This is a genomic window from Achromobacter sp. 1011791174 (genome assembly GCF_059760925.1).
Map to the genome: position 1 here is coordinate 1 of NZ_JCBANH010000094.1, position 25,602 is coordinate 25,602.

The 25,602-nt window shown below is 67.9% G+C and carries 22 protein-coding genes and 1 riboswitch; of the genes, 14 read left to right on the plus strand and 8 right to left on the minus strand.

Annotated features, from left to right (window positions below):
• From AC6LJ5_RS24580 to AC6LJ5_RS24595, 4 genes are all read left to right on the plus strand, one after another.
• Window positions 1-1,416 (plus strand): circularly permuted type 2 ATP-grasp protein (locus AC6LJ5_RS24580; RefSeq protein ID WP_498141860.1); only part of this gene is annotated, 1,416 nt, incomplete at its 5' end.
• A 3-nt stretch (window positions 1,417-1,419) separates the two neighbouring features.
• On the plus strand, window positions 1,420-2,400 hold the full coding sequence (locus tag AC6LJ5_RS24585; protein WP_103271566.1) for an alpha-E domain-containing protein: 981 nt from the start codon (window positions 1,420-1,422) through the stop codon (window positions 2,398-2,400).
• 9 nt (window positions 2,401-2,409) lie between these two features.
• Window positions 2,410-3,213, plus strand: a complete 804-nt coding sequence (locus tag AC6LJ5_RS24590) for a transglutaminase family protein (protein ID WP_498141861.1) — start codon at window positions 2,410-2,412, stop codon at window positions 3,211-3,213.
• 64 nt (window positions 3,214-3,277) lie between these two features.
• Entirely contained in the window at window positions 3,278-4,141 is an 864-nt protein-coding gene (locus AC6LJ5_RS24595) for a proteasome-type protease (RefSeq protein WP_392412158.1), read from the plus strand.
• 227 nt (window positions 4,142-4,368) lie between these two features.
• Here AC6LJ5_RS24595 and metF read toward each other — a convergent pair whose 3' ends face one another.
• The 6 genes from metF to pdxR all read right to left on the minus strand — a co-directional run bounded on the left by metF (window position 4,369) and on the right by pdxR (window position 10,513).
• A complete protein-coding gene (gene metF, locus AC6LJ5_RS24600; protein ID WP_103271569.1) occupies window positions 4,369-5,211 on the minus strand; it encodes a methylenetetrahydrofolate reductase [NAD(P)H] in 843 nt (280 codons plus the stop codon).
• Window positions 5,212-5,418: 207 nt separating this feature from the next.
• Entirely contained in the window at window positions 5,419-5,754 is a 336-nt protein-coding gene (locus tag AC6LJ5_RS24605; RefSeq protein WP_103271570.1) for a phage holin family protein, read from the minus strand.
• 117 nt (window positions 5,755-5,871) lie between these two features.
• On the minus strand, window positions 5,872-7,290 hold the full coding sequence (gene ahcY / locus AC6LJ5_RS24610) for an adenosylhomocysteinase (RefSeq protein WP_103271571.1): 1,419 nt from the start codon (window positions 7,288-7,290) through the stop codon (window positions 5,872-5,874).
• 97 nt (window positions 7,291-7,387) lie between these two features.
• A riboswitch (S-adenosyl-L-homocysteine riboswitch) is annotated at window positions 7,388-7,514 on the minus strand.
• An 88-nt stretch (window positions 7,515-7,602) separates the two neighbouring features.
• A complete protein-coding gene (locus tag AC6LJ5_RS24615; protein WP_498141870.1) occupies window positions 7,603-8,643 on the minus strand; it encodes a glycosyltransferase family 4 protein in 1,041 nt (346 codons plus the stop codon).
• 78 nt (window positions 8,644-8,721) lie between these two features.
• Window positions 8,722-8,958 carry a DUF1289 domain-containing protein gene (locus AC6LJ5_RS24620; RefSeq protein ID WP_103271572.1) on the minus strand — a complete coding sequence of 79 codons (237 nt, stop codon included), beginning with the start codon at window positions 8,956-8,958 and terminating at the stop codon, window positions 8,722-8,724.
• A 97-nt stretch (window positions 8,959-9,055) separates the two neighbouring features.
• Entirely contained in the window at window positions 9,056-10,513 is a 1,458-nt protein-coding gene (gene pdxR, locus AC6LJ5_RS24625) for a MocR-like pyridoxine biosynthesis transcription factor PdxR (RefSeq protein WP_498141871.1), read from the minus strand.
• A 453-nt stretch (window positions 10,514-10,966) separates the two neighbouring features.
• On the opposite strand from pdxR, the gene AC6LJ5_RS24630 reads away from it, so the two are divergent.
• The 8 genes from AC6LJ5_RS24630 to aspA all read left to right on the plus strand — a co-directional run bounded on the left by AC6LJ5_RS24630 (window position 10,967) and on the right by aspA (window position 20,738).
• Window positions 10,967-11,842: a carbon-nitrogen hydrolase family protein gene (locus AC6LJ5_RS24630; protein WP_498141862.1), complete on the plus strand. Its 876-nt coding sequence runs from the start codon at window positions 10,967-10,969 to the stop codon at window positions 11,840-11,842.
• A 37-nt stretch (window positions 11,843-11,879) separates the two neighbouring features.
• On the plus strand, window positions 11,880-14,102 hold the full coding sequence (locus tag AC6LJ5_RS24635; protein ID WP_498141863.1) for a PLP-dependent aminotransferase family protein: 2,223 nt from the start codon (window positions 11,880-11,882) through the stop codon (window positions 14,100-14,102).
• Window positions 14,042-14,407, plus strand: coding sequence for an Orn/Lys/Arg family decarboxylase (locus AC6LJ5_RS24640; RefSeq protein WP_498141864.1), 366 nt, complete (start codon window positions 14,042-14,044; stop codon window positions 14,405-14,407). The genes AC6LJ5_RS24635 and AC6LJ5_RS24640 overlap by 61 nt, the downstream gene beginning before the upstream one ends.
• Window positions 14,404-15,861, plus strand: coding sequence for a biotin carboxylase (locus AC6LJ5_RS24645; RefSeq protein WP_498141865.1), 1,458 nt, complete (start codon window positions 14,404-14,406; stop codon window positions 15,859-15,861). Before AC6LJ5_RS24640 ends, AC6LJ5_RS24645 begins: the two co-directional genes overlap by 4 nt.
• A gap of 13 nt (window positions 15,862-15,874) precedes the next feature.
• A complete protein-coding gene (locus tag AC6LJ5_RS24650) occupies window positions 15,875-16,873 on the plus strand; it encodes a C45 family autoproteolytic acyltransferase/hydrolase (protein ID WP_392412150.1) in 999 nt (332 codons plus the stop codon).
• 79 nt (window positions 16,874-16,952) lie between these two features.
• Complete coding sequence (locus tag AC6LJ5_RS24655) at window positions 16,953-18,263, plus strand: dicarboxylate/amino acid:cation symporter (protein WP_103271576.1); 1,311 nt, start codon at window positions 16,953-16,955, stop codon at window positions 18,261-18,263.
• 22 nt (window positions 18,264-18,285) lie between these two features.
• A complete protein-coding gene (locus AC6LJ5_RS24660; protein WP_498141866.1) occupies window positions 18,286-19,242 on the plus strand; it encodes an amino acid ABC transporter substrate-binding protein in 957 nt (318 codons plus the stop codon).
• A 47-nt stretch (window positions 19,243-19,289) separates the two neighbouring features.
• The gene (gene aspA / locus AC6LJ5_RS24665; RefSeq protein WP_498141872.1) at window positions 19,290-20,738 is read left to right on the plus strand and encodes an aspartate ammonia-lyase; all 1,449 of its coding nucleotides are present in this window, start codon (window positions 19,290-19,292) and stop codon (window positions 20,736-20,738) included.
• Between the two features lie 43 nt (window positions 20,739-20,781).
• On the opposite strand, the gene AC6LJ5_RS24670 is transcribed toward aspA, so the two are convergent.
• Both AC6LJ5_RS24670 and AC6LJ5_RS24675 read right to left on the minus strand, forming a co-directional pair.
• Window positions 20,782-21,675 carry an alpha/beta fold hydrolase gene (locus AC6LJ5_RS24670; RefSeq protein ID WP_498141867.1) on the minus strand — a complete coding sequence of 298 codons (894 nt, stop codon included), beginning with the start codon at window positions 21,673-21,675 and terminating at the stop codon, window positions 20,782-20,784.
• A gap of 90 nt (window positions 21,676-21,765) precedes the next feature.
• Window positions 21,766-22,767, minus strand: a complete 1,002-nt coding sequence (locus AC6LJ5_RS24675) for an Lrp/AsnC family transcriptional regulator (RefSeq protein ID WP_498141868.1) — start codon at window positions 22,765-22,767, stop codon at window positions 21,766-21,768.
• Window positions 22,768-22,849: 82 nt separating this feature from the next.
• Here AC6LJ5_RS24675 and AC6LJ5_RS24680 point away from each other — a divergent pair, with 82 nt between their 5' ends.
• Entirely contained in the window at window positions 22,850-24,154 is a 1,305-nt protein-coding gene (locus tag AC6LJ5_RS24680; protein ID WP_103271581.1) for an MFS transporter, read from the plus strand.
• A 90-nt stretch (window positions 24,155-24,244) separates the two neighbouring features.
• Window positions 24,245-25,602: amidase (locus AC6LJ5_RS24685; protein WP_498141869.1), on the plus strand; the 1,358-nt coding region annotated here is incomplete at its 3' end.

The following is a 25,602-nucleotide window of genomic DNA, read 5'->3' on the forward strand; positions in this document are numbered from 1 at the left end:
GCCCGCCCCCCCGCCTATGACGAAATGCGCGACAGCGCTGGCGGCATACGCTCCCACTACGAAGCGTTCGAACGCTGGCACGGCGAGCAGTCGGCCGAGTCCATGGCCGTGCGCCGGCTGGAAGCGGACCTGAGCTTTCGCCGCGTCGGCATCACCTTCTCGGTGGCCGGCGACGCCGCCGGCACCGAACGGCTGATTCCGTTCGACCTGATCCCCCGCGTCATCCCCGCCGACGAATGGCGCCGGCTCGACGCCGGCCTGAAACAGCGCGTGCGCGCGCTGAACATGTTCATCCACGACATCTACCACGGCCACGACATCGTGCGCGCCGGGGTGGTGCCGGCCGAGCAGGTCTTCCTGAACGCGCAATACCGGCCCGAGATGCAGGACGTGGACGTGGCCGAGGATATCTACTGCCATATCGCCGGCGTCGACATCGTGCGCGCCGGCGCGGGCGAGTTCTACGTGCTGGAAGACAACCTGCGCGTGCCCTCGGGCGTGTCCTACATGCTGGAGAACCGCAAGATGTCGATGCGGCTGATGCCCGACGCCTTTGGCCGCATCAAGGTCGAACCCGTAGCGCATTACCCCGACCTGCTGCTGGACAATCTGCGCGAGGTCGCGCCGCACGGCGGCGACGCGCCCACCGTGGTCGTGCTGACGCCGGGCATGTACAACTCGGCCTATTTCGAGCACGCCTTCCTGGCGCAGCAGATGGGCGTGGAGCTGGTCGAGGGCCAGGATCTGTTCGTCGAACAGAACACGGTCTACATGCGCACCACGCAGGGCCCGCGCAAGGTGGACGTGATCTACCGCCGGCTGGACGACGATTTCCTGGACCCGCTGTCGTTCCGCGCTGATTCAGCGCTGGGCGTGCCGGGCCTGCTGTCGGTCTACCGCGCCGGCCGCGTCACGCTGGCCAACGCCATCGGCACCGGCATCGCCGACGACAAGTCCACCTACCTGTACGTGCCGGACATGATCCGCTTCTACCTGGGCCAGGAACCGATCCTGTCGAACGTGCCCACCTGGCGCTGCGCGCGGCCCGACGAGCTGTCGCACGTGCTGGACCGCATGCACGAGCTGGTGGTCAAGGAGGTGCATGGCGCGGGCGGCTACGGCATGCTGGTCGGGCCGTCGGCCACGCGCGCCGAGGTCGAGGCCTTCAAGGACCGCGTGCGCGCCAACCCCGCCAATTACATCGCCCAGCCGACGCTGGCGCTGTCCACCGTGCCCACCTACGTCGAGTCCGGCGTGGCGCCGCGCCACGTCGACCTGCGCCCCTACGTGCTGTGCGGCAAGGACATCCGCACGGTGCCAGGCGGACTGTGCCGCGTGGCGCTGACCGAAGGCTCGCTGGTGGTCAACAGCAGCCAGGGCGGCGGCACCAAGGATACGTGGGTACTGGAGGACTGAACCATGCTGAGCCGAACCGCCGACAACCTGTTCTGGATGTGCCGCTACACCGAGCGCGCCGAGAACACGGCCCGCATGCTGGACGTGAACCTGCAGATGTCGCTGCTGCCGCAGGACGCGCAGGCGCGCGAGGGCTCGTGGCTGGCCGTGCTGCGCATCTCCGAGCTGCAGGGCCTGTACCGCGCCCGGCACGCCGCCATCTCGCCGCACGACGTGCTGCACTTCATGGTGCGCGACGCCGACAATCCCTCGTCCATCTATTCCTGCGTGCACGCCGCCCGCGAGAACGCGCGCGCCGTGCGCGGCAGCCTGACCACCGAGGTCTGGGAAACCTACAACACCACCTGGCTGGAACTGCAGAAGCACCTGCACACCGGCCTGCTGGAACGCAATCCGGGCGAGTTCTTCGAATGGATGAAGTTCCGCTCGCACCTGGCGCGCGGCGTCACCATCGGCACCATGCTGGAAGACGAAGCGCTGTATTTCATGCGCATCGGCATGCACCTGGAACGCGCCGACAACACCGCGCGCATGCTGGACGTGAAGTTCCACGAACGCGGCGGCAACGGCCACGCCGGCGAGGCGCGCAACGACGCCGCCGCGCCGCCGACGGCCGCGCAAAGCGAGTTCTACCGCTGGTCGGCGCTGCTCAGCTCGGTGTCGGGCCTGGAGATCTACCGCAAGGTCTACCGCGACGTGATCACGCCCGATCGCGTGGCCGAGCTGCTGATCCTTCGGCCGGACATGCCGCGCTCGCTGCTGGCCGCGATCCACTCGCTGTCCGACGACCTGGCGCGCGTGGCCAACCAGCGCTCGGCGGAAACGCAGCGCCGCACCGGCATGCTGCGCGCGGAACTGCAATACGGGCGCGTCGAGGACATCCTGGCCAGCGGGTTGCACCAGTACCTGGAGCACTTCCTGGACCGCATCAACGATCTCGGCAACCGCATCAGCCAGGACTTCCTGGTGCCCTTGTCGGCGTAGGAGCGCAGCATGAAACAGATCATCACCCACGTGACCCATTACCGCTACACCGCGCCGGTGACCTACAGCATCCAGACGCTGCGCCTCACGCCGCGCGACGACGAGCACCAGCGCGTGCTGCGCTGGCATATCGAGGCGCCCGGCGCGCTGGAGCGACAAGTGGACGCCTACGGCAACATCACCCATACCCTGACGCTGAACCGCCCGCACACCGACATCGAGCTGCGCGTGGTCGGACAGGTTGTGGTGGGCGCGCTCGCGCGCGGCGCGCTGGGCGGCGAGGACAGCCGGCTGCCGGTGCATGCCTACTGCGTGCAGACGGCGCTGACCCAGGCCGACGAGACCATCCTGGCCTTCACCCGCCACGCGCTGCCCGACGGCCTGAACACGCCCGACGACGCGCTGGCGCTGGCGCGCGCCATCTGCGACCGCGTAGCGTATGAGCCCGGCATGACCGACGTGACCACCGCGGCCAACCAGGTGCTGGCCATGGGCCACGGCGTCTGCCAGGACCACGCCCACCTGTTCCTGGCCTGCGCGCGCGGCCTGGGCGTGCCCGCGCGCTACGTCAGCGGGTATCTGTACACCACCGCCGAGCACGCCGCCAGCCACGCCTGGGCCGACATCTGGCTGCCGGGCGCGGGCTGGACCAGCGTGGACATCACCAACCGCCAGTTCGCCTCGGAATGCCATTGCCGGCTGGCCGTGGCGCGCGACTACGACTCGGCCTCGCCGGTGCGCGGCGTGCGCAATGGCGGCGGCGAGGAATCCATGAAAGTCACCGTGCAGGTGCAGACCGCGGCGCAGCAATGACCCCCGCCGTGCACGCGGGCCGCGCCGCACTACAATGCGGCGTGGCTTTTCCCCTGCTCCGATCATGACCTACTGCGTCGCCGCCCGCCTGAACGCCGGCCTGGTTTTCCTGTCCGACTCCCGCACCAATGCGGGGGTGGACCAGATCAGCGTCTACCGCAAGATGACCGTCTTCGAACGCCCCGGCGAACGCGTGATGGTCCTGATGACCGCCGGCAACCTGGCCGTCAGCCAGGCCGTGCTGGACGGCCTGGCCCGCCAGCAGCAGGAAGGCGGCGAAACGCTGTGGAACGCGCCCGATATGTTCGAGGCCGCGCGCCGCATCGGCAACGCCGTGCGCGAGGTCTACCGCCGCGAGGCCGACGCGCTGCGCGAGCAGGGCGTGGACTTCAACGTCAGCCTGATTTTCGGGGGCCAGATCGGCGCCGAACGCTGCCGGCTGTTCCAGATCTACGCCGCCGGCAACTTCATCGAGGCTGGCGAGGAATGCCCGTACTTCCAGATCGGCGAGGCCAAGTACGGCAAGCCCATCCTGGACCGCGTGCTGCAACCCGATACGCCGCTGGACGAGGCCGCCAAGTGCGCGCTGATCTCCATGGATTCCACGCTGCGCTCGAACATCTCGGTCGGCCTGCCACTGGACCTGCTGGTCTACGACACCGGCACGCTGCGCGTCACGCACTTCGCCAGCATCGACGAGCACAACGAATACTTCCGCATGATCCGCGGCACCTGGGGCGAACGCCTGCGCCAGGTCTTCGCCGAAATCCCCGACCCGCTGTGGACCAACCCCGAGTCGCCCGACTCCCTGGTGCCCGCCAGCCGCGTGCACCAGCCCAAGCGGGTCGACCCCATGGACGTGCCGCAGGAAAGCTACCCGGCGCCGCAGGTGCTGGCCGAGGGGCCGGGGTCGGATCAGTTGAACTAGAGACTGCGCATGTTCGCTTGTACGCAATTCCGGGCTGTCCTACACTGCGGCCAACGCATGTGAATTTCACGTGCCCACCATCCGAGGCCCGTATGCAAGCAATTGCTGCGGGCTTTCGTGTTTCTGGCGCCAACGCTGGCCGCCCTGCTGAGCCTGGCCCGCTTGCGAAATGCCATGAAAAAAGCCGGCATGCGCCGGCTTTCTTCATGTATCGCTTGCCCGAACGATCAACGCGACAACTCGCGCCAGATCGCCATCGGCGCCTCGGCGTGGTTGAGCGTATAGAAATGCACGCCCGGCGCGCCGTTGTCCAGCAGGGTCTGGCACAGCTCGGTCACCACGTCCACGCCGAAGGCGCGGATCGAGGCCTTGTCGTCGCCGAACTCGGCCAGGCGCAGACGGATCCAGCGCGGCACTTCGGCGCCGCACATTTCCGAGAAGCGCAGCAGCTGCGAGTGGTTGGTGATGGGCATGATGCCCGGCACGATCGGCACGTTCACGCCCTTGGCCTGGGCCCGGTCGACGAAGTCGAAATAGGCGTCGGCGTTGAAGAAATACTGCGTGATGGCAGCGTTGGCGCCGGCCCGCACCTTGGCCACGAAATGCGCCAGGTCGGCCGACGGACTGGCGGCCTGCGGGTGCATTTCGGGATAGGCCGCCACTTCGATGTGGAACCAGTCGCCGGTTTCCTCGCGGATGAAGGACACCAGCTCGTTGGCATAGCGCAGCTCGCCCGCGTCGCCGCCCATGCCGGACGGCAGGTCGCCGCGCAGCGCGACCACGCGCCGCACGCCTTCGTTCTTGTAGGCCTGCAGGATGTCGCGCAGGTCCTGGCGGGACGCGCCCACGCAGGACAGGTGCGGCGCCGCGTCGCAACCCAGGTTGCGCAGCGTGCGCACCGCGTCGGCGGTGCCGGCGCGCGTCGAGCCGCCCGCGCCGAACGTCACGCTGACGTACTTGGGCTGGATCGCCAGCATCTGCTTGGCCGCGCGCACCAGCCGTTCCTGGCCGGCCAGGTCACGGGGGGGAAAGAACTCCAGGCTGAATGCAGGAGAAGTCGATTCGGACATTTCAGTTATCCATGACGCTGACCGCGCCCCTTGAAACAAGTGTCAATCCACCGGAAACCGCTGGACAAGAGCCGTCCACCTGAAGCCACGTAACGGGCGCCGCACTGGGCGGCCCCATCGGGATGCCGCGGATCCGGCTCCGCCGGTCCGCAGGCATGCCCCCTGGAGGGGGAAGCGCGCAGCGCTTCGGGGGTGGGCCTTCCCCCTCTACGGGATCAGCTTGGTCAGCAGGCCGGAGATGATGCTGTAGAGGATCGCTCCCCCCACGGCCCACCAGAACCCGTTGACCTGGAAGCCCTTCAGCACGGAGCCGACGAACCAGAACAACAAGGCGTTGATCACGATGAGAAAGAGGCCGAGCGTGACGATGGTGATGGGCAGCGTCAGCAGCACCAGCACCGGCTTGACCAGCATGTTCACCAGGCCCAGCACCAGCGCGGCGATCAGCGCCGAACCGAAACTGGCCACCGTGATGCCGGGCAGCAGGTAGGCGACCGCCAGCAGGGCCACCGCGTTCAGGATCCAGACGAGAATCATGGACATGCTCAACCTCCAGTCTTGAAGCTCCGGGACCCGGCGGCCCGGTTGCGGCCGCCTTGCCCTGGAACCGGAAAACGCCGCGCCGACATGGCGTGGCGTCCCCCTATTTTGCTACAAGCATCAGTAGCGGTAGTGATTCGGCTTGTAAGGACCTTCGACCGGCACGCTGATGTAGTCGGCCTGGTCCTTGCGCAGCGTGGTCAGGTTCACGCCCAGCTTCTTCAGGTGCAGGCGCGCGACCTTCTCGTCCAGGTGCTTGGGCAGCACGTAGACTTCGCCCGACTTGTAGGCTTCATTGCGCGTGTACAGCTCGATCTGCGCGATGGTCTGGTTGGCGAAGGACGAGGACATCACGAACGAGGGGTGGCCGGTGGCGCAGCCCAGGTTCACGAGGCGGCCCTGGGCCAGCAGGATGATGCGCTTGCCGTCCGGGAAGATCACGTGGTCGACCTGGGGCTTGATCTCTTCCCACTTGCAGTCGGCCAGCGAGGCGACATCGATCTCGTTGTCGAAGTGGCCGATGTTGCACACGATGGCCTGGTCCTTCATGGCGTTCATGTGCTCGCGCGTGATGACGTGGAAGTTGCCGGTGGCCGTCACGAAGATGTCGCCATGAGCGGCGGCTTCTTCCATGGTCACGACCTTGAAGCCTTCCATCGCGGCCTGCAGCGCGCAGATCGGGTCGATTTCGGTGACCCAGACCTGGGCACGCAGCGCCACCAGCGCCTGGGCGCAGCCCTTGCCCACGTCGCCGTAGCCGGCGACCACGGCGATCTTGCCGGCCACCATCACGTCGGTGGCGCGCTTGATGCCGTCGACCAGCGATTCGCGGCAGCCGTACAGGTTGTCGAACTTGGACTTGGTGACCGAGTCGTTGACGTTGATGGCGGCGAAGGCCAGCTCACCCTTCTGCGACATCTGGTACAGGCGATGCACGCCGGTGGTGGTTTCCTCGGTCACGCCCTTGATCAGCGCCAGGCGGGTCGAGTACCACTTCGGATCACGCTTGAGCGTTTCCTTGATAGCGGCGAACAGGATGCGCTCTTCTTCGCTGCCCGGGTTGGCCAGCACCGAGATGTCCTTTTCAGCCTTGGTGCCCAGGTGCAGCATCAGGGTGGCGTCGCCGCCGTCGTCCAGGATCATGTTGGCGTTCTGGCCATTGGGCCATTCGAAGATCTTGTGCGTGTACTGCCAGTACTCTTCGAGCGTCTCGCCCTTGACTGCGAAGACCGGCGTGCCGGACGCGGCGATGGCGGCGGCGGCGTGGTCCTGCGTCGAGAAGATGTTGCACGAGGCCCAGCGCACTTCGGCGCCCAGCGCCACCAGCGTCTCGATCAGCACGCCGGTCTGGATGGTCATGTGCAGGCTGCCGGCGATGCGGGCGCCCTTGAGCGGCTGCTTGGCGGCGAATTCCTCGCGGATGGCCATCAGGCCGGGCATTTCGGTTTCGGCGATGGCCAGCTCGCGGCGGCCCCAGCCGGCCAGCGACAGGTCGGCGACGATGTAGTCGGAGAAGGATTTGTCAGTCACAGCGTTCATGGTGTGTAGCTCCACGTGTAGATCGAACGGCGCGCACAGGGCCGGACAACGCGAAACACCACGACGGTCGTGTGCTCGCCTTTCCCGCCACATGCGACAAAGGTGAGCGCCGTTGCTGTAGCGCCGCGCAAGGATGCGGGACGCATGAACAGGGATTCCTGAGCCTGGCGAGCCGTGTTCCGCGCAAGGGGAACAGCCGGATCGTCGCAACGCTCCTCAGGATCGTCGGGCATTGTACCGGTTTGGCCGCCTTGCGGGAAAGCGCCGCAAGGCCGGAACGCATCCGACCCCTTATTCTTCCAACGGCGCGGATCAGCCCGCATGGACCAGCGGCGGATCCGGTTCGGCCTGCGGCGTCAGCGGCGCCAGCGCCGCCAGCAGGTCGGACGCGATGGCGTCCCAGCTGCGCGTCAGCGCGTGCGCCCGCACGGCGTGCCGGTCCAGCGACAGCGCCTCGCGGCAGGCGTGCGCCAGGTCCTCGTCCAGGCAGCCCGTCACGCCCGGCTGCACCACGGCCAGCGGCGCCTCGCTGCGGAACGCCGCCACCGGCGTGCCGCAGGCCATGGCCTCCAGCATCACCAGGCCGAAAGTGTCGGTCAGGCTGGGAAACACGAACACGTCGGCGGCCTGGTAATAGCCCGGCAGCTCATCGTCGTTGCGCATGCCCAGGAACACCGCGTCGGGAAACTTCTTCTTCAGGCGCGCCTCGTCCGGGCCGCCGCCCACCACCACCTTGCTACCCGGCAGGTCCAGCGACAGGAAGGCGTCCAGGTTCTTTTCCCGCGCGACCCGGCCCACGCTGAGGAACACCGGACGGGGCAGATCCTTGAACACCTGGCTCGCGCCCGGCTGGAACTTGACGGGGTCCACCCCGCGCGACCAGATCTGCAAATTGCCCAGGCCGCGCTGGACCAGGACGTCGCGCACCGTGGGCGTGGGCACCAGCACGCGCTGCGAGGGCCGGTGGAACCAGCGCAGGTAGCGCCACGGCAAGGCCGCCGGAATGCCCATGCGCGCCTGCAGGTAGTCGGGGAACATGGTGTGGAACGAGGTGGTGAAACGCCAGCCTCGGGCCAGCGCCATCTTGCGCGCGGCCAGGCCCAGCGGCCCCTCGGTGGCGATGTGCAGCGCGTCCGGCACCCGGTCGCCCAGCACGCGGCGCAGCTGGCGGCCGGGCTGCAGGCATAACCGCAGGTCGGGCTCGGAAGGCGCGGGAATGGTGCGGCTGCCTTCAGGGCTGACCACGGTCACTTCGTGGCCCCATTCGGCGAGGATCCGCAGCATGGTCGTCCAGGTGCGGACGACGCCGTTGACTTGCGGATGCCAGGCATCCGTGACCAGGACGATGCGCATGATGAGGCCGGAAGTGGTCGACAAGCGCGATTTAGCCCGCGCTATGTGACATGCCCAAGACCGGCCGCGCCGGCGGCCTTAATTGTTGCGCCGGGGGTAGCCCTGGGCCTTGATGCGGATCCAGACCGCGCGCTTTTCCTCTTCCGTCATGAAAACCCAGTTGGCCACTTCCATGGCCGTGCGGCCGCAGCCCCGGCAGATGTCGTCGAACAGCGTCGAGCAGACGGCCACGCAGGGGGAATCCGTGGCCTTGAAAGCGCGTTGCGCGTCTTCGGGCTCGGGCAATTCGGACAGATCGGCGAAATTCAAACTCATGGGCGCGAGATTACCACCGGCAGACCGTCCCTTTTTACAAGACCCTGCCCGCGACCAGGCGGGAATGCGCCCGACGCCTGCCATACGCCGCCGGCGCCTACAGAAACGGCGTGACCGCGCCGGCCAGCCTGCTCAGCTGCGGGCCGATCTCCTCCTCGGGCACCGAGCCGTAGCCCAGCAGCAGTCCGCGCGCCGCGGCCTCGGGATTGAGGTGATAGATCGACAGCGGCCGCGTCGCCACGCCGGCATACAGGCCGCGCTCCATCACCGCCACGTCGTCGACGGTGCGCGGCAGGCCCAGGATCATGTGCAGCCCGGCCTCGGCGCCGATCACCGGCACGGCCTCGCCGAACTCGCGCCGGATGGCGTCCATGAGCGCATCGTGGCGCGCGCGGTAGACGCCGCGCATGCGCCGGATGTGCGCCGCGTAGTGGCCTTCCGCCAGAAAGCGCGCCAGCACCGCCTGCTGCATCGTCTGCCCCTCGCGGAACAGCTCGCGCAACGCGCGCGCGAAGCCGTCCACCAGATCGGGCGGCAGGACCAGGTAGGCCAGCCGCAGCGCGGGAAACAGCGTCTTGGAAAACGTGCCCAGGTAGATCACCCGGCCGGACTCGTCCAGCGCCTGCAAGGCGGACAGCGGATGCGCGTCGTAGCGGAACTCGCTGTCGTAGTCGTCCTCGATCACCCAGACCCCGTGCTGCGCCGCGTAGTCCAGCAACTGGCGGCGGCGCGCCAGGCTCATGTGCGCGCCGGTGGGATATTGGTGCGACGGCGACACGAACGCCAGCCTCGGCGGCTCGGCCCATTGCGCGGCGCTTGGCGCCAGGCCCTCGCCGTCGACCGCCACCGCCACGCTCTCCAGGCCGGTGGCATGAAAGACGCTGCGCGCGCCCCAATAACCCGGGTCCTCCAGCCACACCCGGTCGCCCGGATCCGCCAGCAGCTGCGCCACCAGGTGCAAGGACTGCTGCGTGCCGCTGGTGATCACCACCTGCGCCGGCGTACAGGCGATGCCGCGCGTGCCTCGCAGATAGTCCGCGATGGCCTCGCGCAGTCCGGCATCGCCGTGTCCCGTCGCGTAGCTCAGCCGCTCCGGCTCGACGCGGCGCCACACGCGCGCCTGCAGCCGGTTCCAGGTCTGGATCGGGAACATGCGCAGCTCCGGCACGCCGGGCGCGAAAGCGCCCCATTGCAAACGCGCGGCCAGCGCCTCGCGCACCGTGCGCTCGCCCCGGCGCGACAGCGGCGCGTTGCGGTCCAGCGGGAATTTGCCGGCCGCCACGACGGGCCGGGGAAACACGTCGGCGACGAAGGTGCCGCGCCCCACGCGCGCCTGCACATAGCCTTCGAAGGTCAGTTGTTCGTAGACGTGGACCACCGTATTGCGCGCGATGCCCAGCGTGCGCGCCAGCATCCGCGTGGGCGGCAGCCGCAGGCCGGCCGCCAGGCTGCCATCGCGGATGCCCGCCTGCAGGATGCCATACAGCTGCTGATGCGACGGCTGCCCGAGCTTGAACTGGCGCAGCACGAAGTCCGGCAGTCCGGTCGCGGCCAGCGGCGCCTTGTGCGTCGTCTCAGGATTGGTTCCCGCTTCAATCATTCCTGCGGCCTGTTCAAAGGACCAATCACACACCACATCACTTCGGGCCACGCGCCGGGGACCACCAAGAAAAAGTGCGCGCCCTGCGCTTCGCAGCCATGCGCGCGTTGAGACCGACAGGCCCCGCCCACATCGCGAAGCGCCTTGATCTTACGCCGCGCAACGCGGTGTGAAAGTGAACTCGCATCGAAAAAATGGCTTGAAAAATTGAACGGCACAGCGCGGCAATGCGCGCCTTCCCGGCAGCCGCCAACGCGTTCTCAACGCCAGGGAATTGGTTCTTCAACAATTCGATTCTTGGACCTTCTTCACGAACCACCCAAGCCATAGACTGCTCGCGAACAAGCCGTTTCCGGGACTCGACTCATGTCCCGGCCAGCAGTCATCAGTAGAAAGGAAGGATCCACAATGAACGGCGCCATGCATGGCAACTTCGGCATCGCCGGCGTGCAGATGAACGTCTCGGCCTTCGAGAACAACGTCGAACGCATGGGCAATTACCTGCGCCACATCCGCGGCCGCTTTCCCTGGGTTCGGATGGTGCTCTTCTCCGAGCTGGCGCCCCTGGGTCCCCGGCACCACAACGCCGAGCCGCTGCCCGGCCCCACCGAGACCCGGCTGACCGAACTGGCGCGCGAAACCGGGCTGTGGCTGATCCCGGGCTCGCTGTTCGAACGCGTGGATGGCCCGGATGGATCCGTGGTCTACAACACCATGCCGGTGATCAATCCCCAAGGCGAGATCGTCGCGCGCTTTCGCAAGCTGTTCCCGTTCCGTCCGTATGAACGCGATGTGGCCGGCGGCACGGAGTTCTGCGTTTTCGACGTGCCCGGCGCGGGCCGCTTCGGCGTCTCGATCTGCTACGACATGTGGTTCCCCGAGACCACGCGCACCCTGGCCGCGATGGGCGCGGAAGTGATCCTGCATCCGACGATGACGGACACCATCGATCGCGATGTCGAGCTGGCCATCGCCCGCGCATCGGCCGCGCAGAACCAGGTCTATTTCTTCGACATCAATGGCGTGGGCGACGGCGGCGTGGGCCGTTCCATCGTCTGTGATCCCTCCGGCTATGTGTTGCACCAGGCCGACGGCGGCGCCGAGATCGTGCCGATCAGCGTGGACTTCGAGCGCGTGCGACGCGAGCGCGAACTCGGCTTGCGCAACCTGGGCCAGCCGCTCAAGAGCTTCCGCGACCGCGATTGCGACTTCAAGGTCTACCGGCGCGAGAGTCCGGACTTTCCGTATCTGAATACGTTGGGACCGCTGACCAAGCCCGACTGAGATCGGCGCTGGCGACGAAAAAAGCAAGGAGACAAGCATGCCGACCCCCCCCATCAAGAACGGCACGTCGCTGAGCCGCTACCGCAGCGTCTGGGAAATGCGCGCCGACGGCTGGATCAACCTGGTCGACGACCTGAGCCGCCTGGCCATCCTGCCGCCGGACGATCCGGAACGCGCGCGCCGCCTGGCGCACGTGCACAGGATCGTTGAATCGCTGACGCCGATCGAAAGCTACTGGGCCTTCCCTGGCGGCCGGGTGTTCGGCGAGCTGTGCCACTGGATCGAGCGCGAGGAGCTGGCGCGCGCGCACCAGGCCGCGCGCCGCATCCACCGCGTGCTGGCCGCGCGCACCTACCGCCACGACGCCAACACCCTGGACAGCGACCACGAGCTGCCCTCGCAGATCGAGACCGACAGCGAGCGCCAGGCCCAGCTGGCCCGGCCGTACTTCGAAGTGCTGATCGTCGACGAGATGTCGGCCAGCGAGGAGGACGCGCTGCGGCGGCGCGTGCAGCGCAAGCGCAGCGCCGACGACGACTTCATCTTCGACGTGGTGGTCGTGCCCACGTTCGAGGACGCGTTGATCGCGACGCTGGTCAACTTCAACCTGCAGGCGGTGGTAATCCGCCACGGCTTCCCATTCCACTCGGTCAACCACAACCACATGCTGCGCCGCTTCCTGGACGGCATGGACGGCAAGGTCGAGGACATGCCCGAGTTCGAGCGCGGCCCGCTGCTGGGCCGCCAGATCGCGCAGATCCGGCCCGAACTGGACCTGTACCTAGTCACCGACGTCAACGTCGAGGCCATCGCGGCGCAGGTCGGCGAAGTCTTCAAACGCATCTTCTTCGGCGAGGAAGACCACATCGAGCTGTACAGCTCGATCATGAAGGGCGTGGGCGAGCGCCACCGCACGCCCTTCTTCAACGCCCTGCGCGACTACGCCAAGCAGCCCACCGGCGTGTTCCATGCGCTGCCGCTGGCGCGCGGCAAGGCGATCATGAACAGCAACTGGATCGGCGACATGGCGCAGTTCTACGGCATGAACCTGTTCATGGCCGAAACGTCCGCCACCTCCGGCGGCCTGGATTCGCTGCTGGATCCGGTGGGGCCGCTGAAGCTGGCCCAGGAATACGCCGCCCGCGCCTTCGGCGCGCGCCGCACCTACTTCGCCACCAACGGCACGTCCACCTGCAACAAGATCGTGGTGCAGGCGCTGGTCAAGCCCGACGACATCGTGCTGGTGGACCGGAACTGCCACAAGTCGCACCACTACGGCCTGGTGCTGGCCGGCGCGCAGGTGGCCTACCTGGACTCCTATCCGCTGGATGAATTCTCGATGTACGGCGCGGTGCCGCTGCGCCACATCAAGGAAACGCTGCTGAGCTTTCGCCGCGCCGGCACGCTGGACCGCGTGCGCATGGTGCTGCTGACCAACTGCACCTTCGACGGCATCGTCTACGACGTCGAGCGCGTCATGCTCGAATGCCTGGCGATCAAGCCCGACCTTGTGTTCCTGTGGGACGAGGCCTGGTTCGCCTTCGCCCGCTGCCATCCGATCTACCGCCAGCGCACCGGCATGGCCAGCGCCGCCCGGCTGGCCGAGACCTTCAAGGATCCGGCCTACGCCCGCCGCCATGCCACCTTCGCCGCCGGCATCGACTGGAACGACGACGAACAGCTGCTCAACGCCCGGCTGCTGCCCGACCCCGCCCGGGCGCGGGTGCGCGTGTACGCCACGCACTCCACCCACAAGACGCTGACCGCGCTGCGCCAGGGCTCGATGATCCATGTGTGGGACCAGGACTTCAAGGACAAGGTCGAGGAGTCCTTCCACGAAGCCTACATGACCCACACCTCGACCTCGCCCAACTACCAGATCCTGGCCTCGCTGGACGTGGGCCGCAGGCAGGTGGAACTGGAAGGCTACGAGCTGATCCAGCGCCAGCTCGAACTGGCGATGAGCCTGCGCGAGCAGGTGCTGCATCACCCCCTGCTCAAGCGCTATTTCCGCTTCCTGCGGGTGTCGGACATGGTGCCCGCGCCCTACCGCGAGTCCGGCGTCGACAACTACTACAACGACGAGACCGGCTGGGACAACCTGGAAGCGGCGTGGAAGGACGCGCCGAGACGCGCGATGGCGATATCCGCAGCGCCTTCTTCCTGTCCTACGAGGACGCCAATTGCGAGTACATCGGCATGGTCGAGGCCGGCCAGGCCATCGCCGCCGGCCGCGAGCTGGTGTCGGCGCTGTTCGTGATCCCCTACCCGCCCGGCTTTCCCATCCTGGTGCCCGGCCAGGTCATCAGCGCCGAGATCCTGCAGTTCATGGCCGCGCTGGATGTGCGCGAGATCCACGGCTTCCGGCCCGAGCTGGGCTTCCGCATCTTCAGCCAGGCCGCGCTGGACCTGGCCGCGCAGGCCACCGCCGCACGCGCGGCCCTGGCGCTGGCCGGACGCGCCGCCCAGTCGCAGGCCGGCGACCCGCCCGCGCAGACCGAACCGGCGCTTGCCGCCACGGCGTCCCCCGCCGCCAAGAAGCCCGCCTCCAGGAGCAAGAAATGAGCAACAAAGTCACCAGCATTTCGGATCTGCAGCTGATGTTCCACCGCAACGAGCGGCCCATCTACTTCATCAGCGCCACCAACTTCAACCTGCTGGGCATGGATCGCTGGGTCAACCGCTTCCGCTACATCAACTACATCGACTGCTTCGACGGACGCCATCCGAATGTGTTCGTGCCGCAGGAATCGCCGCATGCGGAATTCGAATCCATCGAGGACATCAACAACTACCTGCTGCAGCACAAGGACGTGATCGACATGATCGAGCGTCGCGGCGGCAAGCCGGTGGCCACGTTCCTGATGTTCGACGAGAAGACCGAGGCGCTGGCCAAGGAACTGGGCATGGAGGTCTGGTTCCCGCCGGCGGCGCTGCGCACCCGCTGCGACAACAAGATGGAAACGGTGCGCATCGGCAACAAGGCGGGCGTGCATTCGGTGCCGAACGCGCTGGAGAAAGTGGACAGCTACGCGCACCTGATGCAGATCGCCGAGCGCAACGGGCTGGGACGCGACCTGGTGGTGCAATCGGCGTTCGGCGACTCGGGCCACACCACCTTCTTCATCGCGTCGGAAGACGATTTCAACAAGCACAAGGACGAAATCGTCAACGACCCCGAGGTCAAGATCATGAAGCGCATAAATTGTCGCGGCGCCACGCTGGAGGCCTGCGCAACGCAGTCCGGCACGCTGGTCGGACCGCTGCTGACCGAGGTGGTGGGCGCGCGCGAGCTGACACCCTACAAGGGCGGCTGGTGCGGCAACGAGGTCTTCCCCGGCGCGTTCTCCGAAGAGGTCCGCGCCAAGGCGCGCGACATGGCCGAGCGCTTCGGCAACCAGCTGCTGGCCGAGGGCTATCGCGGCTACTTCGACCTGGACTTCCTGATCGACACCGACAGCGGCGAGGTCTACCTGGGTGAACTGAACCCGCGCATCTGCGGCGCCAGCCCGATGACCAACCACGCCGCCTTCGCCTATGCCGACGCGCCGCTGTTCCTGTTCCACCTGCTGGAGTTCTCGGGCGTGCCGTTCGATCTGAACGTCAAGGAAATCAACGAGCGCTGGGCGCAGCCGCGCTTCATCGATTCCTGGTCCCAGGTGGTGATGAAGTTCACCGATGAAAAGGTCGACCAGGTGACGCACGCGCCGGCCACCGGCATCTACCGCATGGCCGAGGACGGCAGCGTCGCCTACCAGCGCTTCGACTATGAGCGCCGCGCCATCGACACCGAGCGCGAGGCCTTCTTCATGCGCATCACCGGGCCGGGCGACTACCGCTACGAGGGCGCCGACCTGGGCATCCTGATCACGCGCGGACGCTCGATGGACGACAACTTCAAGCTCAACATCCGCGCGCGCGACTGGATCCGAGGCATCAAGAACTACTACGCGGGCAAGCCGGTCATGACGACGCAGCACGACGCGGCGCCGGCGCCCGGTTCGTTCAAGATCCTGTAGGGGAGACGCCGCCATGCCGCCCATCAGCATCCGCTTCCAGGCCATCGCGCAGGACCAGCCCGGAGAAAAATGGCACGCGCTGTTCGAGCGCTCCTGGCCCGCCTACCGCTCGTGGTTCCTGCGCGGCGGCGTGGTCGGGCGTCCGACCTACCTGGAATGCCGGCGCGCCCTGCGCGAACACATGCCCGAACTGGTGCCGGTCTGGGAACAGCTCGCCGAACTGGCCGGCGGCGGCGATGTGGAGGCCCGCTTCCTGTCGCTGTGGTGCCCGCCCGCCTATATCGCCGGCTGCTCGCAAACCGTATGGATCGACCCGCAAGGCCGCGACGAGCCCGCGCTGCTGCGCAACTACGACTTCGCACCGGCGCTGCTGGAGGGAAACTGGCTGGCCACGCGCTGGACCGGGCGGCGCGTGGCGGCGATGGGCGACTGCCTGTGGGGCGCGCTGGACGGCGTCAACGAGGACGGCCTGGCCGCGTCCCTGTCGTTCGGCGGGCGCACCGTCGCGGGCATCGGCTTCGGCATCCCGCTGGTGCTGCGCTACGTGCTGGAAACCGCGCGCAACACCGCCCAGGCCATCGCCATCCTGCAGCGCGTGCCGGTGCACATGAGCTATAGCGTCACGCTGCTGGACAAGGCGGCGGATTGGGCCACCGTCTTCGTCGGCCCGGACCGCCCCGTGGAAGTCACGCGGCGCAAGGCGGTCACCAACTATCAGCGCGTCATCGAGTGGCCCGAGCACGCGCGCGCCACCCGCGCCTACGAACGGCTGGAGGCCATGGAGCGGCAGCTCGACAACCGCGCGAGCGCGCAGACGCTGACCGAGACACTGCTGGCCGACCCGCTGTACCAGAACGCCTGGGCGCGCGGCTACGGCACGCTGTACACGGCCGTGTACCGCCCGCTGTCCGGCCGCATCGACCTGCATTGGCCGGGCGCGGTCTGGGCGCAATCGCTGCGCACATTCGAGGAAGGCCACCACGACATCCTCTACCGCGCTCCGTCGCAGTAGACCGCGACATTTCCGCAGAGACCCCGCGCAACGCCCTTTCCCGCGCATCAAAGCGATGCGTGGATCATGGAGACACAACATGAACAAGAAGAAGATTCCCCCCGCCGCCTGGATCCTGGTCGCGATGGTGATAGGCATCGTGATCGGCTACATGATCTTCGTCAACTTCCCCGACAAGAAGGCGGCCACGCAGGTCGCCGGCTACATCTCGATCATGTCGGATGTCTTCCTGCGCCTGATCAAGATGCTGATCGGCCCCCTGGTCTTCTCCACGCTGGTGGTGGGCATCGCCCACATGGGCGACGCCGCCTCGGTCGGGCGCGTGTTCGCCAAGGCGCTGGGCTGGTTCGTGATCGCCTCGCTGTTCTCGCTGGTGCTGGGCCTGATCATGGCCAACTGGCTGCAGCCGGGCCACAACCTCGGACTGCCGCTGCCCGACATCGGCTCGGCGACCAACCTGGCGACGTCCAAGTTCACGCTCAAGGATTTCGTCAGCCATCTGGTGCCCAAGTCCTTCGCCGAGGCCATGGCCAACAACGAGATCCTGCAGATCGTGGTGTTCTCCATGTTCTTCGGCGTGGCGCTGGCCGCGCTGGGCGAGAAGGGCAAGACGCTGGTGGCCGCGGTCGACGAACTGGCGCACGTGATGCTCAAGATCACCGGCTACGTGATGAAGCTGGCGCCGCTGGCGGTGATGGCGGCCATGGCGGCCACCGTGGCGGTCAACGGCCTGGGCATCCTGCTGAAGTTCGCCGCCTTCATGGGCGACTTCTACACCAGCCTGTTCATGCTGTGGGGCCTGCTGATCCTGGCGGGTTTCCTGTTCCTCGGGCCGCGCGTGCTCAAGCTGCTGGTGCTGATCAAGGAAGCCTTCATGCTGTCCTTCGCCACCGCCAGCTCCGAAGCCGCCTACCCGAAGATCCTGGACGCGCTCGATCGCTTCGGCGTCAAGCGCAAGATCTCCAGCTTCGTGATGCCGATGGGCTATTCCTTCAATCTGGACGGCTCGATGATGTACTGCACCTTCGCGACGCTGTTCATCGCGCAGGCCTACGACATCCATCTTTCCCTGGGCACGCAGATCACGATGCTGCTGATCCTGATGCTGACCTCCAAGGGCATGGCCGGGGTGCCGCGCGCCTCGCTGGTCGTGATCGCCGCCACGCTGAACCAGTTCGACATTCCCGAGGCCGGCCTGCTGCTGATCCTGGGCGTGGACACCTTCCTCGACATGGGCCGTTCCGCCACCAATGCCGTGGGCAACTCCATCGCCACCGCCGTGGTGGCCAAATGGGAGGGCGAGCTGCTGCCGGAAGCCGAGGCCGACGCCAATGCGGCGCGGATGGATGAAGAACTCAAGACCAGTCAGGCGCGCCCCGCGCAAGCCTGAGTCCCGTTCCAAGGAAACCGTCATGGCCTCCCGAACTGTCTGGAAACCGTTGCTGGCCTTCTGCGCGGCGGGCGCCCTGCTGACCGGCCCCGCCGGCGCGCAGGAAAGCGGCGCATCGTCCCTGCCCGACGCCGCGCGCATCACGTTCACGACCCTGACCGGCACGCTGGCCAAGGCCCGCAGCACGGGCAGCGTTGCGCTGGGCTACCGCGAAGACGCGATTCCGTTCTCCTTCCTCAACGCCCGCAAGCAGCCCGTGGGCTACTCCATCGAGCTGTGCAAGGCGCTGGTGTCGTCCATCGAGGACGCCATCGAAAGAACCGTCGACATCCAATGGGTGCCGGTCACCGCCGACTCCCGCATCGACGCGGTGGTCACGGGCCGCGTCGACCTGGAGTGCGGGTCCACCACCAGCAATGTCGAGCGGCAGAAGCGCGTGGCCTTTTCCCCGGTCATCTTCGTGGCCGGCACCAAGGTGATGGTCAAGTGGGGATCGCCGATCAGCTCGTTCCGCGATCTGGCGGGCAGGACGGTCGCGGTGACGGCCGGCACCACCAACGAGAAGGCGCTGCGCGACCTGGACCAGAAGTTCAAGCTCGGCATGCGGCTGCAGGTCGTGAACACGCACGCCGACGGCTACGCGCGCGTGACCCGCGGCGAGGCCGACGCCTTCGCCACCGACGATGTGCTGCTGTACGGCCTGCTGGCGCAGCACGGCAAGGCGGGCGGCGGCGCCGAAATGGTGGTGGTGGGCGACTACCTGTCCTACGACCCCTACGCCATCATGTTCCGCAAGGACGATCCGCAGCTCGCCCAGCTCGTCAAGGACAGCTTCCAGGTGCTGGCCGAGGATGGCGAGATCGAGCGCCAGTACCGCCGCTGGTTCCTGCGCAAGCTGCCCACCGGCGCCAGCCTGGATCTGCCCATGAGCGCGCAGCTGCCGACCCTGATCGAAACCATGGCCATCAAATCACAATAACGCACCCGCCACAGCGGGACCGACGTCCCGCAACGAGGACCATCATGATGAGCGACCCGGCATTCCGCGACGAGCATGACCTGCTGGGGGACCGCGCGGTCCCCGCCTGCGCCTACTACGGCGTGCACACCTTGCGTGCGCAGGAGAACTTTCCGATCACCGGCATCCCGATATCGACCTATCCTGAGCTGATCCGGGCGCTGGCCTATATCAAGCAGGCGGCGGCGCTGAGCAATTGCGAGCTTGGCCTGCTGGACGAACGGCGCTGCGACGCCATCATCGAAGCCTGCAACGAACTGATCAAGGGCCGGCTGCATGATCAGTTCGTGGTCGACGTGATCCAGGGCGGCGCGGGCACGTCCACCAACATGAACGCCAACGAGGTCATCGCCAACCGGGCGCTGGAGCTGCTGGGCCAGAACCGGGGCGACTACCATGTCCTGCACCCGAACGAGCATGTGAACATCGGCCAGAGCACCAACGACGTCTACCCGTCCGCGCTCAAGATCGCGACCTGGTTCGGCGTCCACGGACTGATCGACGCCATGGACATCCTGCGCGAGGCGTTCGAGGCCAAGGCCGAGGCCTTCAAGGACGTGCTGAAAATGGGCCGCACCCAGCTGCAGGACGCGGTGCCGATGACGCTGGGCCAGGAATTCAGCACCTATGCCGTGATGCTGGGCGAGGACCAGGCGCGACTGCGCGAAGCGGTGATGCTGATCTGCGAGATCAACATGGGCGCCACGGCGATCGGCACCGGCATCACGGCGCATCCCGACTATGCGCCGCTGGTGCTGATGCACCTGCGCAAGATCACCGGCATTCCGCTGCAGACGGCCCCCAACCTGATCGAGGCCACCCAGGACTGCGGCGCGTTCGTGCAGCTGTCCGGCGTGCTCAAGCGGGTGGCGGTGAAACTGTCGAAGACCTGCAACGACCTGCGGCTGCTGTCCAGCGGCCCGCGCGCCGGCCTGGGGGAGATCAACCTGCCGGCCATGCAGGCCGGCTCCAGCATCATGCCCGGCAAGGTGAATCCGGTCATCCCGGAAGTGGTCAACCAGATCGCCTTCGAGGTCATCGGCAACGATGTCACCGTCAGCTTCGCCGCCGAGGCCGGACAGTTGCAGCTCAATGCCTTCGAGCCCATCATCGCGCACAGCATCTTCAAAAGCGTCGGCCATCTGCGCAACGGCTGCCTGACCCTGGCCGAACGCTGCGTGAAAGGGATTACCGCCAACGCGGACCGCCTGCGCGCATCGGTCGAGAACTCCATCGGCATCGTGACGGCGCTGAACCCGTACATCGGCTACGCCAATGCCACCTCCGTGGCGCAGGAGGCGCACCTGAGCGGCGGCAGCGTCTATGACATCGTGCTGAGCCGGGGCCTGCTGTCCAAGGCCCAGCTCGACGAGATCCTGCAACCGGAAACGCTCACGCACCCCGTCGCGATGCACCCGGCCGCCGTGCGCAGGCCGCCTGGCGCGTCACAGGGCTAGACGGACGGATGGGCTGGGCACGCGCCGGTGGCGCCTGCCCGCCTCAAGCCCATCCAAAAAACGCGCCCGCCTCGCGCAGCACCGCGTCGGGGATTTCCTCGGCCAGATAATGCGCGCCCGGCAACGGCCCGCCGTCGACCTGGTCGGCGATGGCGCGCCACAGGGCCAGCACATCGAAGTTCCGGCCCACCGCGCCGCGCTCGCCCCACAGCGCGCGCACCGGCATGCGCAGGCGCTCGCCGGCGGCTCGGCCCTGGCGGTCATGCTCCAGATCCACGGTGGCGGAAGCGCGGTAGTCCTCGCAGATGCCCGTGGCCCAGCCGGGCAGGCGCGCGACGCGCTCGTACTCGGCCATGGCCGGCGCGGAGAAATGCGCCAGCCCGCCGGGCCGCCCGCCCATGACCGAGCGCAGGTAGAACACAGGATCGCGCTCGATCATGGTCTCCGGCATGGGCGCGGGCTGGATCAGCCAGAACCAGTGGAAGTACGCCTGCGCGAAGGCGCGGGTGGTGTGCTCGTACATATCCAGCGTGGGCGCGATGTCCAGCAGCATCAGGCGCGTGACGGCCGTCGGATGATCCAGCCCCAGCCGGTGCGCGACGCGCGCGCCACGGTCATGCGCCAGCACCTCGTAGCGTTCGTGCCCCAGCGCGCGCATCAGCACCGCCATGTCCTGGGCCATGACGCGCTTGGAATGCGCGGCGTGGCCGGGCGCGGCCGGCGGCTTGTCGCTGTCGCCATAGCCGCGCAGGTCGGCGGCCACGCAGGTGCGATACCGCGTCAGAGCCGGCCACAGGCGATGCCAGATGGCGCTGGTCTGGGGATGGCCGTGCAAGAGCAACAGCGGCGGCCCGTCGCCGCCGACGCGGGCAGCGATGCGCACGCCATTGACGGCGTGCAGGCGGATCGGAAGGTCGAAGAAATCGCTATCGCTCATGGATCGTCCTGTGTCGTTTGCCCCCCCGGGAAGACGCCCGCCGGCCTCGCGGACCGGACGTCCGCCTCATCCCGGCCCTGCGCCGCGTCTTCAGCCCTCGGCGCCCAGCAGCGGGCCGGCGCGCACGATGCCGCAGCGCTTGTGCGCGCGCATCACCACGGCCACGTCGCTGTTGAGCACGCCTTCCAGTTCGCCCAGCCGGCGCGTCACCACGTCCCAGAGCTGCGGGCTGTCGCGGCACAGCACATGCCAGAACAGCTGCGATGCGCCGCTGGTGCCGAACAGGCAGCGCGTGTTCGGATCGCGCGCCAGGTGCGCGGCCAGCGCATTGACCGCCTGCGGCCGCACCTGCACGGAAATCACCGCCTCCACCGGAAAGCCCACCAGCGACGGCTCGACTTCCACGCGGAAGCTCAACGCGCGCCGGTCCACCAGGTTTTGCAGCATGCGGTGGGCGGTGGGCTCGCTGACGCCGACCTGCTCGGCCAGCTCGGCCAGGCTGGCGCGGCCGTCGCGCATCAGATGGCCGGCCAGGCGCTGCTCGGACTCCGTGAGCGCGGCGGGCGGATTGGACGGCGCAGGCTCGAGCGCGGCGCCAGCCTCGGCCAGGATGCGCCACTGGCCCGCGCGGCGGAAGGGCCGCAGCACCAGCCGCGCCTCGACATGCTCGACGCCGTCGATGGAAGGCAGCACCCGCGTCACCAAGTCCGGCATGTCGGCCTCGTCGGCCAGCGTCAGCTCGGCCATCAGGTCGGCCGAGCCGGCCAGCGTCACGGCCAGCTGGCAGCTGTCCAGCGCCGCCAGCCTTTCGGCCACGTCCGGCACCCGCCCGGAACGGCAACGCACCCAGGCATGCAGCACCACGCCGCGACCGGTGACCAGCGGGTCGGGCTCGGCGATGACGCGCAGCGCGTCCGCGTCCATCAGGCGCTTCAGGCGCCGGGCCACCGTGCGCTCGGCGATGCCCGTGGCCGCCCCCAGCTCGCGCCAGGACGCGCGGGGTTCGGCCTGCAGGGCCACCAGGCAGGCCAGATCGGTGTCATCGAGTGTTGGCATTAGGGGCTTACCCTTACTTGACGTGACCATATTCATTAATCTAACGTGGCGGAAATTACCAAATTATAAAAATTAGACGGTCTTTTTGACCAAAAATAAACACCTGATTGAGGACTTCATGAGCAGCCCCTCCACGACCCTGCACGCCAAGCAGGGGGCCGCCGCCGCGCCCGTGTCGCGCGCCCGCACCATCCTGGCCGGTAGTGTAGGCAATGCCGTCGAATGGTTCGACTGGACCATCTACGCATCCTTCGCCATCTTCTTCTCCAGCCAGTTCTTCCCCGAAGGCAACGAGACCACCGCGCTGCTGGCCTCGTTCGGCATCTTCGCGGTCGGCTTCTTCATGCGCCCGGTGGGCGGCTGGCTGCTGGGCATTTTCTCCGACCGCTACGGCCGCAAGGCCGCGCTGGGCCTGACCATCCTGATGATGGCCGGCGGCTCGCTGATCATCGCCGTCACTCCCACCTACGCCACCATCGGCCTGGCCGCCCCGCTGCTGCTGACCGCCGCGCGCCTGCTGCAAGGCCTGTCGCTGGGCGGAGAGTATGCCTCGGCCACGACCTTCCTGGCGGAAATGGCGCCGTCCAACCGCCGTGGTTTCTATTCCAGCTTCGTGTTCTTCAGCGCCGCCGTCGGCATCCTGGCCGCGTCCGCCGTGGGCTGGGCGCTGACGTCCACTCTGACCAAGCCCGAGATGGCCGCCTGGGGCTGGCGCATTCCGTTCCTGCTGGGCGCGCTGGGCGGCCTGGCCGGCCTGTGGATCCGCCGCTCCATCCCGGAGACCGAAGCCTTCTCGCACAGCAAGAAGGCCGGCGTGGAAAAGCAGCCGCTGCGCACCCTGCTGCGCGAGCATCCGGTGGAAGTGCTGCGCATCGTCGGCTTCTCCATCCTGACGACCTTCGCGTTCTACATCTTCGTGGCCTACGTGCCCACCTACGCCATCCGCCAGGTGCACGCCGATCCGAAGACCGCCTTCGCCGCCAACACCGTCGCGCTGATCGTCTTCATGCTGGTGCAGCCGCTGTTCGGCGCGCTGTCGGACCGCATCGGCCGCAAGCCGCAGCTGATCGTGTTCGCCGCCGGCTACCTGATCTTCTTCTACCCGCTGATGACCACGCTGGGCCCGTCCTTCGGCTCGATCCTGGCGGTGGAACTGTTCGGTCTGGTGCTGTACGCCATGTACACGTCCATCGCGCCGGCCATCATGTCCGAGCAGTTCCCCACCAGCGTGCGCGCCGTCGGCATCGGCACGCCCTACAACCTGGTCGTGGCGCTGCTGGGCGGCACCACGCCCTACCTGCTGACCTGGCTGCAAAGCCAGGGCATGGAACGCTGGTTCTTCTACTACGTGCTGGCCGGCGCCGTGATCACGCTGATCACCTTCATCCGCATGCCCGAGACGGTCGGCCAGAAGCTCCGCTAAGGCCCGCCCGACGCCGCCCTCCGCGCGGCGCGTCCCCGCGCTTTCCGGCACCGCCAGGTCCGGAAAGCCGTTTCATTTTCAGGAAGCCCCATGTCCGCACCCGCTACCGCCCTGCACTTCCAAGACGCCCTCGGCATCGGCCGCGCCATCCGTCAGGGAACGCTGACGTCGCGCCAGGCCGCCACGCATTTCCTGGACCGCATCGAGCGCGCCGGCGCGCTCAACGCCTACAGCGTGGTCACGGCCGAGCGCGCGCTGGCGCAGGCGGACGCCGCCGACCGGCTGCAGGCTGCGGGCATCGTGCTGGGTCCGCTGCACGGCGTGCCGGTGGCAGTGAAGGACAGCGTGCAATGGGAAGGCACCGAAGCCACGCTGGGCTCGCAGGCGCGCGCCGGCCAGATCAGCGCAGGCACCGCCCAGGCGCTGCGCGCCCTGGCCGCGCACGGCATGGTGATCCTGGGCAAAACGCGCATGACCGAATTCGCATTCGGGCTGTCCGGCCAGAACGGCACGCAAGGCACCGCACGCAACCCCTGGGACGCCGCTCAGGCCCGCGCGCCGGGCGGCTCGTCCAGCGGCGCGGCCGTGGCCGTGGCCGCGGGGCTGGCGCCGATCGCGCTGGGCGGCGATACCGGCGGCTCCGTGCGCGCGCCGGCGGCGCTGAACGGCCTGGTCGGCTACAAGCCGTCGACCGGCCTGATCAGCCGCGCCGGCAGCCTGCCGCTGTCGGACACGCTGGACGTGCTCGGCCCCATCGCCCGCAATGTCGCCGACGCGCGCGCGCTGGCCGTGCTGCTGTCCGGCCCCGACGTCGACGACGCCGCCACGCTGGCGCTGCCCCCGGGCTGCGTGACCGCGCTGCGCCATCCCGAAACGCGCGCCCCCGGCCCGCTGGCCGTGCTGGCGCCCGAGGCCTGGCCCGCCGCGCTGGGCGAGGCCAGCCTCGCGCTGTGGCGCCACACGCTGGACCAGCTGGCCGCCGCCGGCCACACGCCCCAAACCTGGACGCCCCCGCCCGGCCTGTCCTTCGACCGCATGGCCGAGGACAACTCGCTGGTACTGGCCTACGAGGCCTACCGCTACTACGGCGCGCTGGCCGAAGACCCCGCCCAACCACTCTGGACCGTGGTGCGCTCGCGCATCGCGGCCGGCGGCCGCATCCGCCAAGCCGACTACGAGGCCGCCCTGCAACGCCGCGACGCCGACATGGCCGCCTACGCCCGCGCCATGCAGGGCCACGACGCCCTGCTCATGCCCGCCTGCGACCAGGCCGCCCAACCGCTGGACGCCGCCGACCTGCGCCACGCCGGCCTGGGCAAGCTGCTGCGCCCGGCGAACTTTCTGGGCGCTGCGGCGATTTCGCTGCCGGCGGGGTTTGATGGGGAGGGGATGCCGATCGGGGTGCAGCTGCTGGCGCCGGCGGGGGAGGATGCGGCGTTGATGGATTG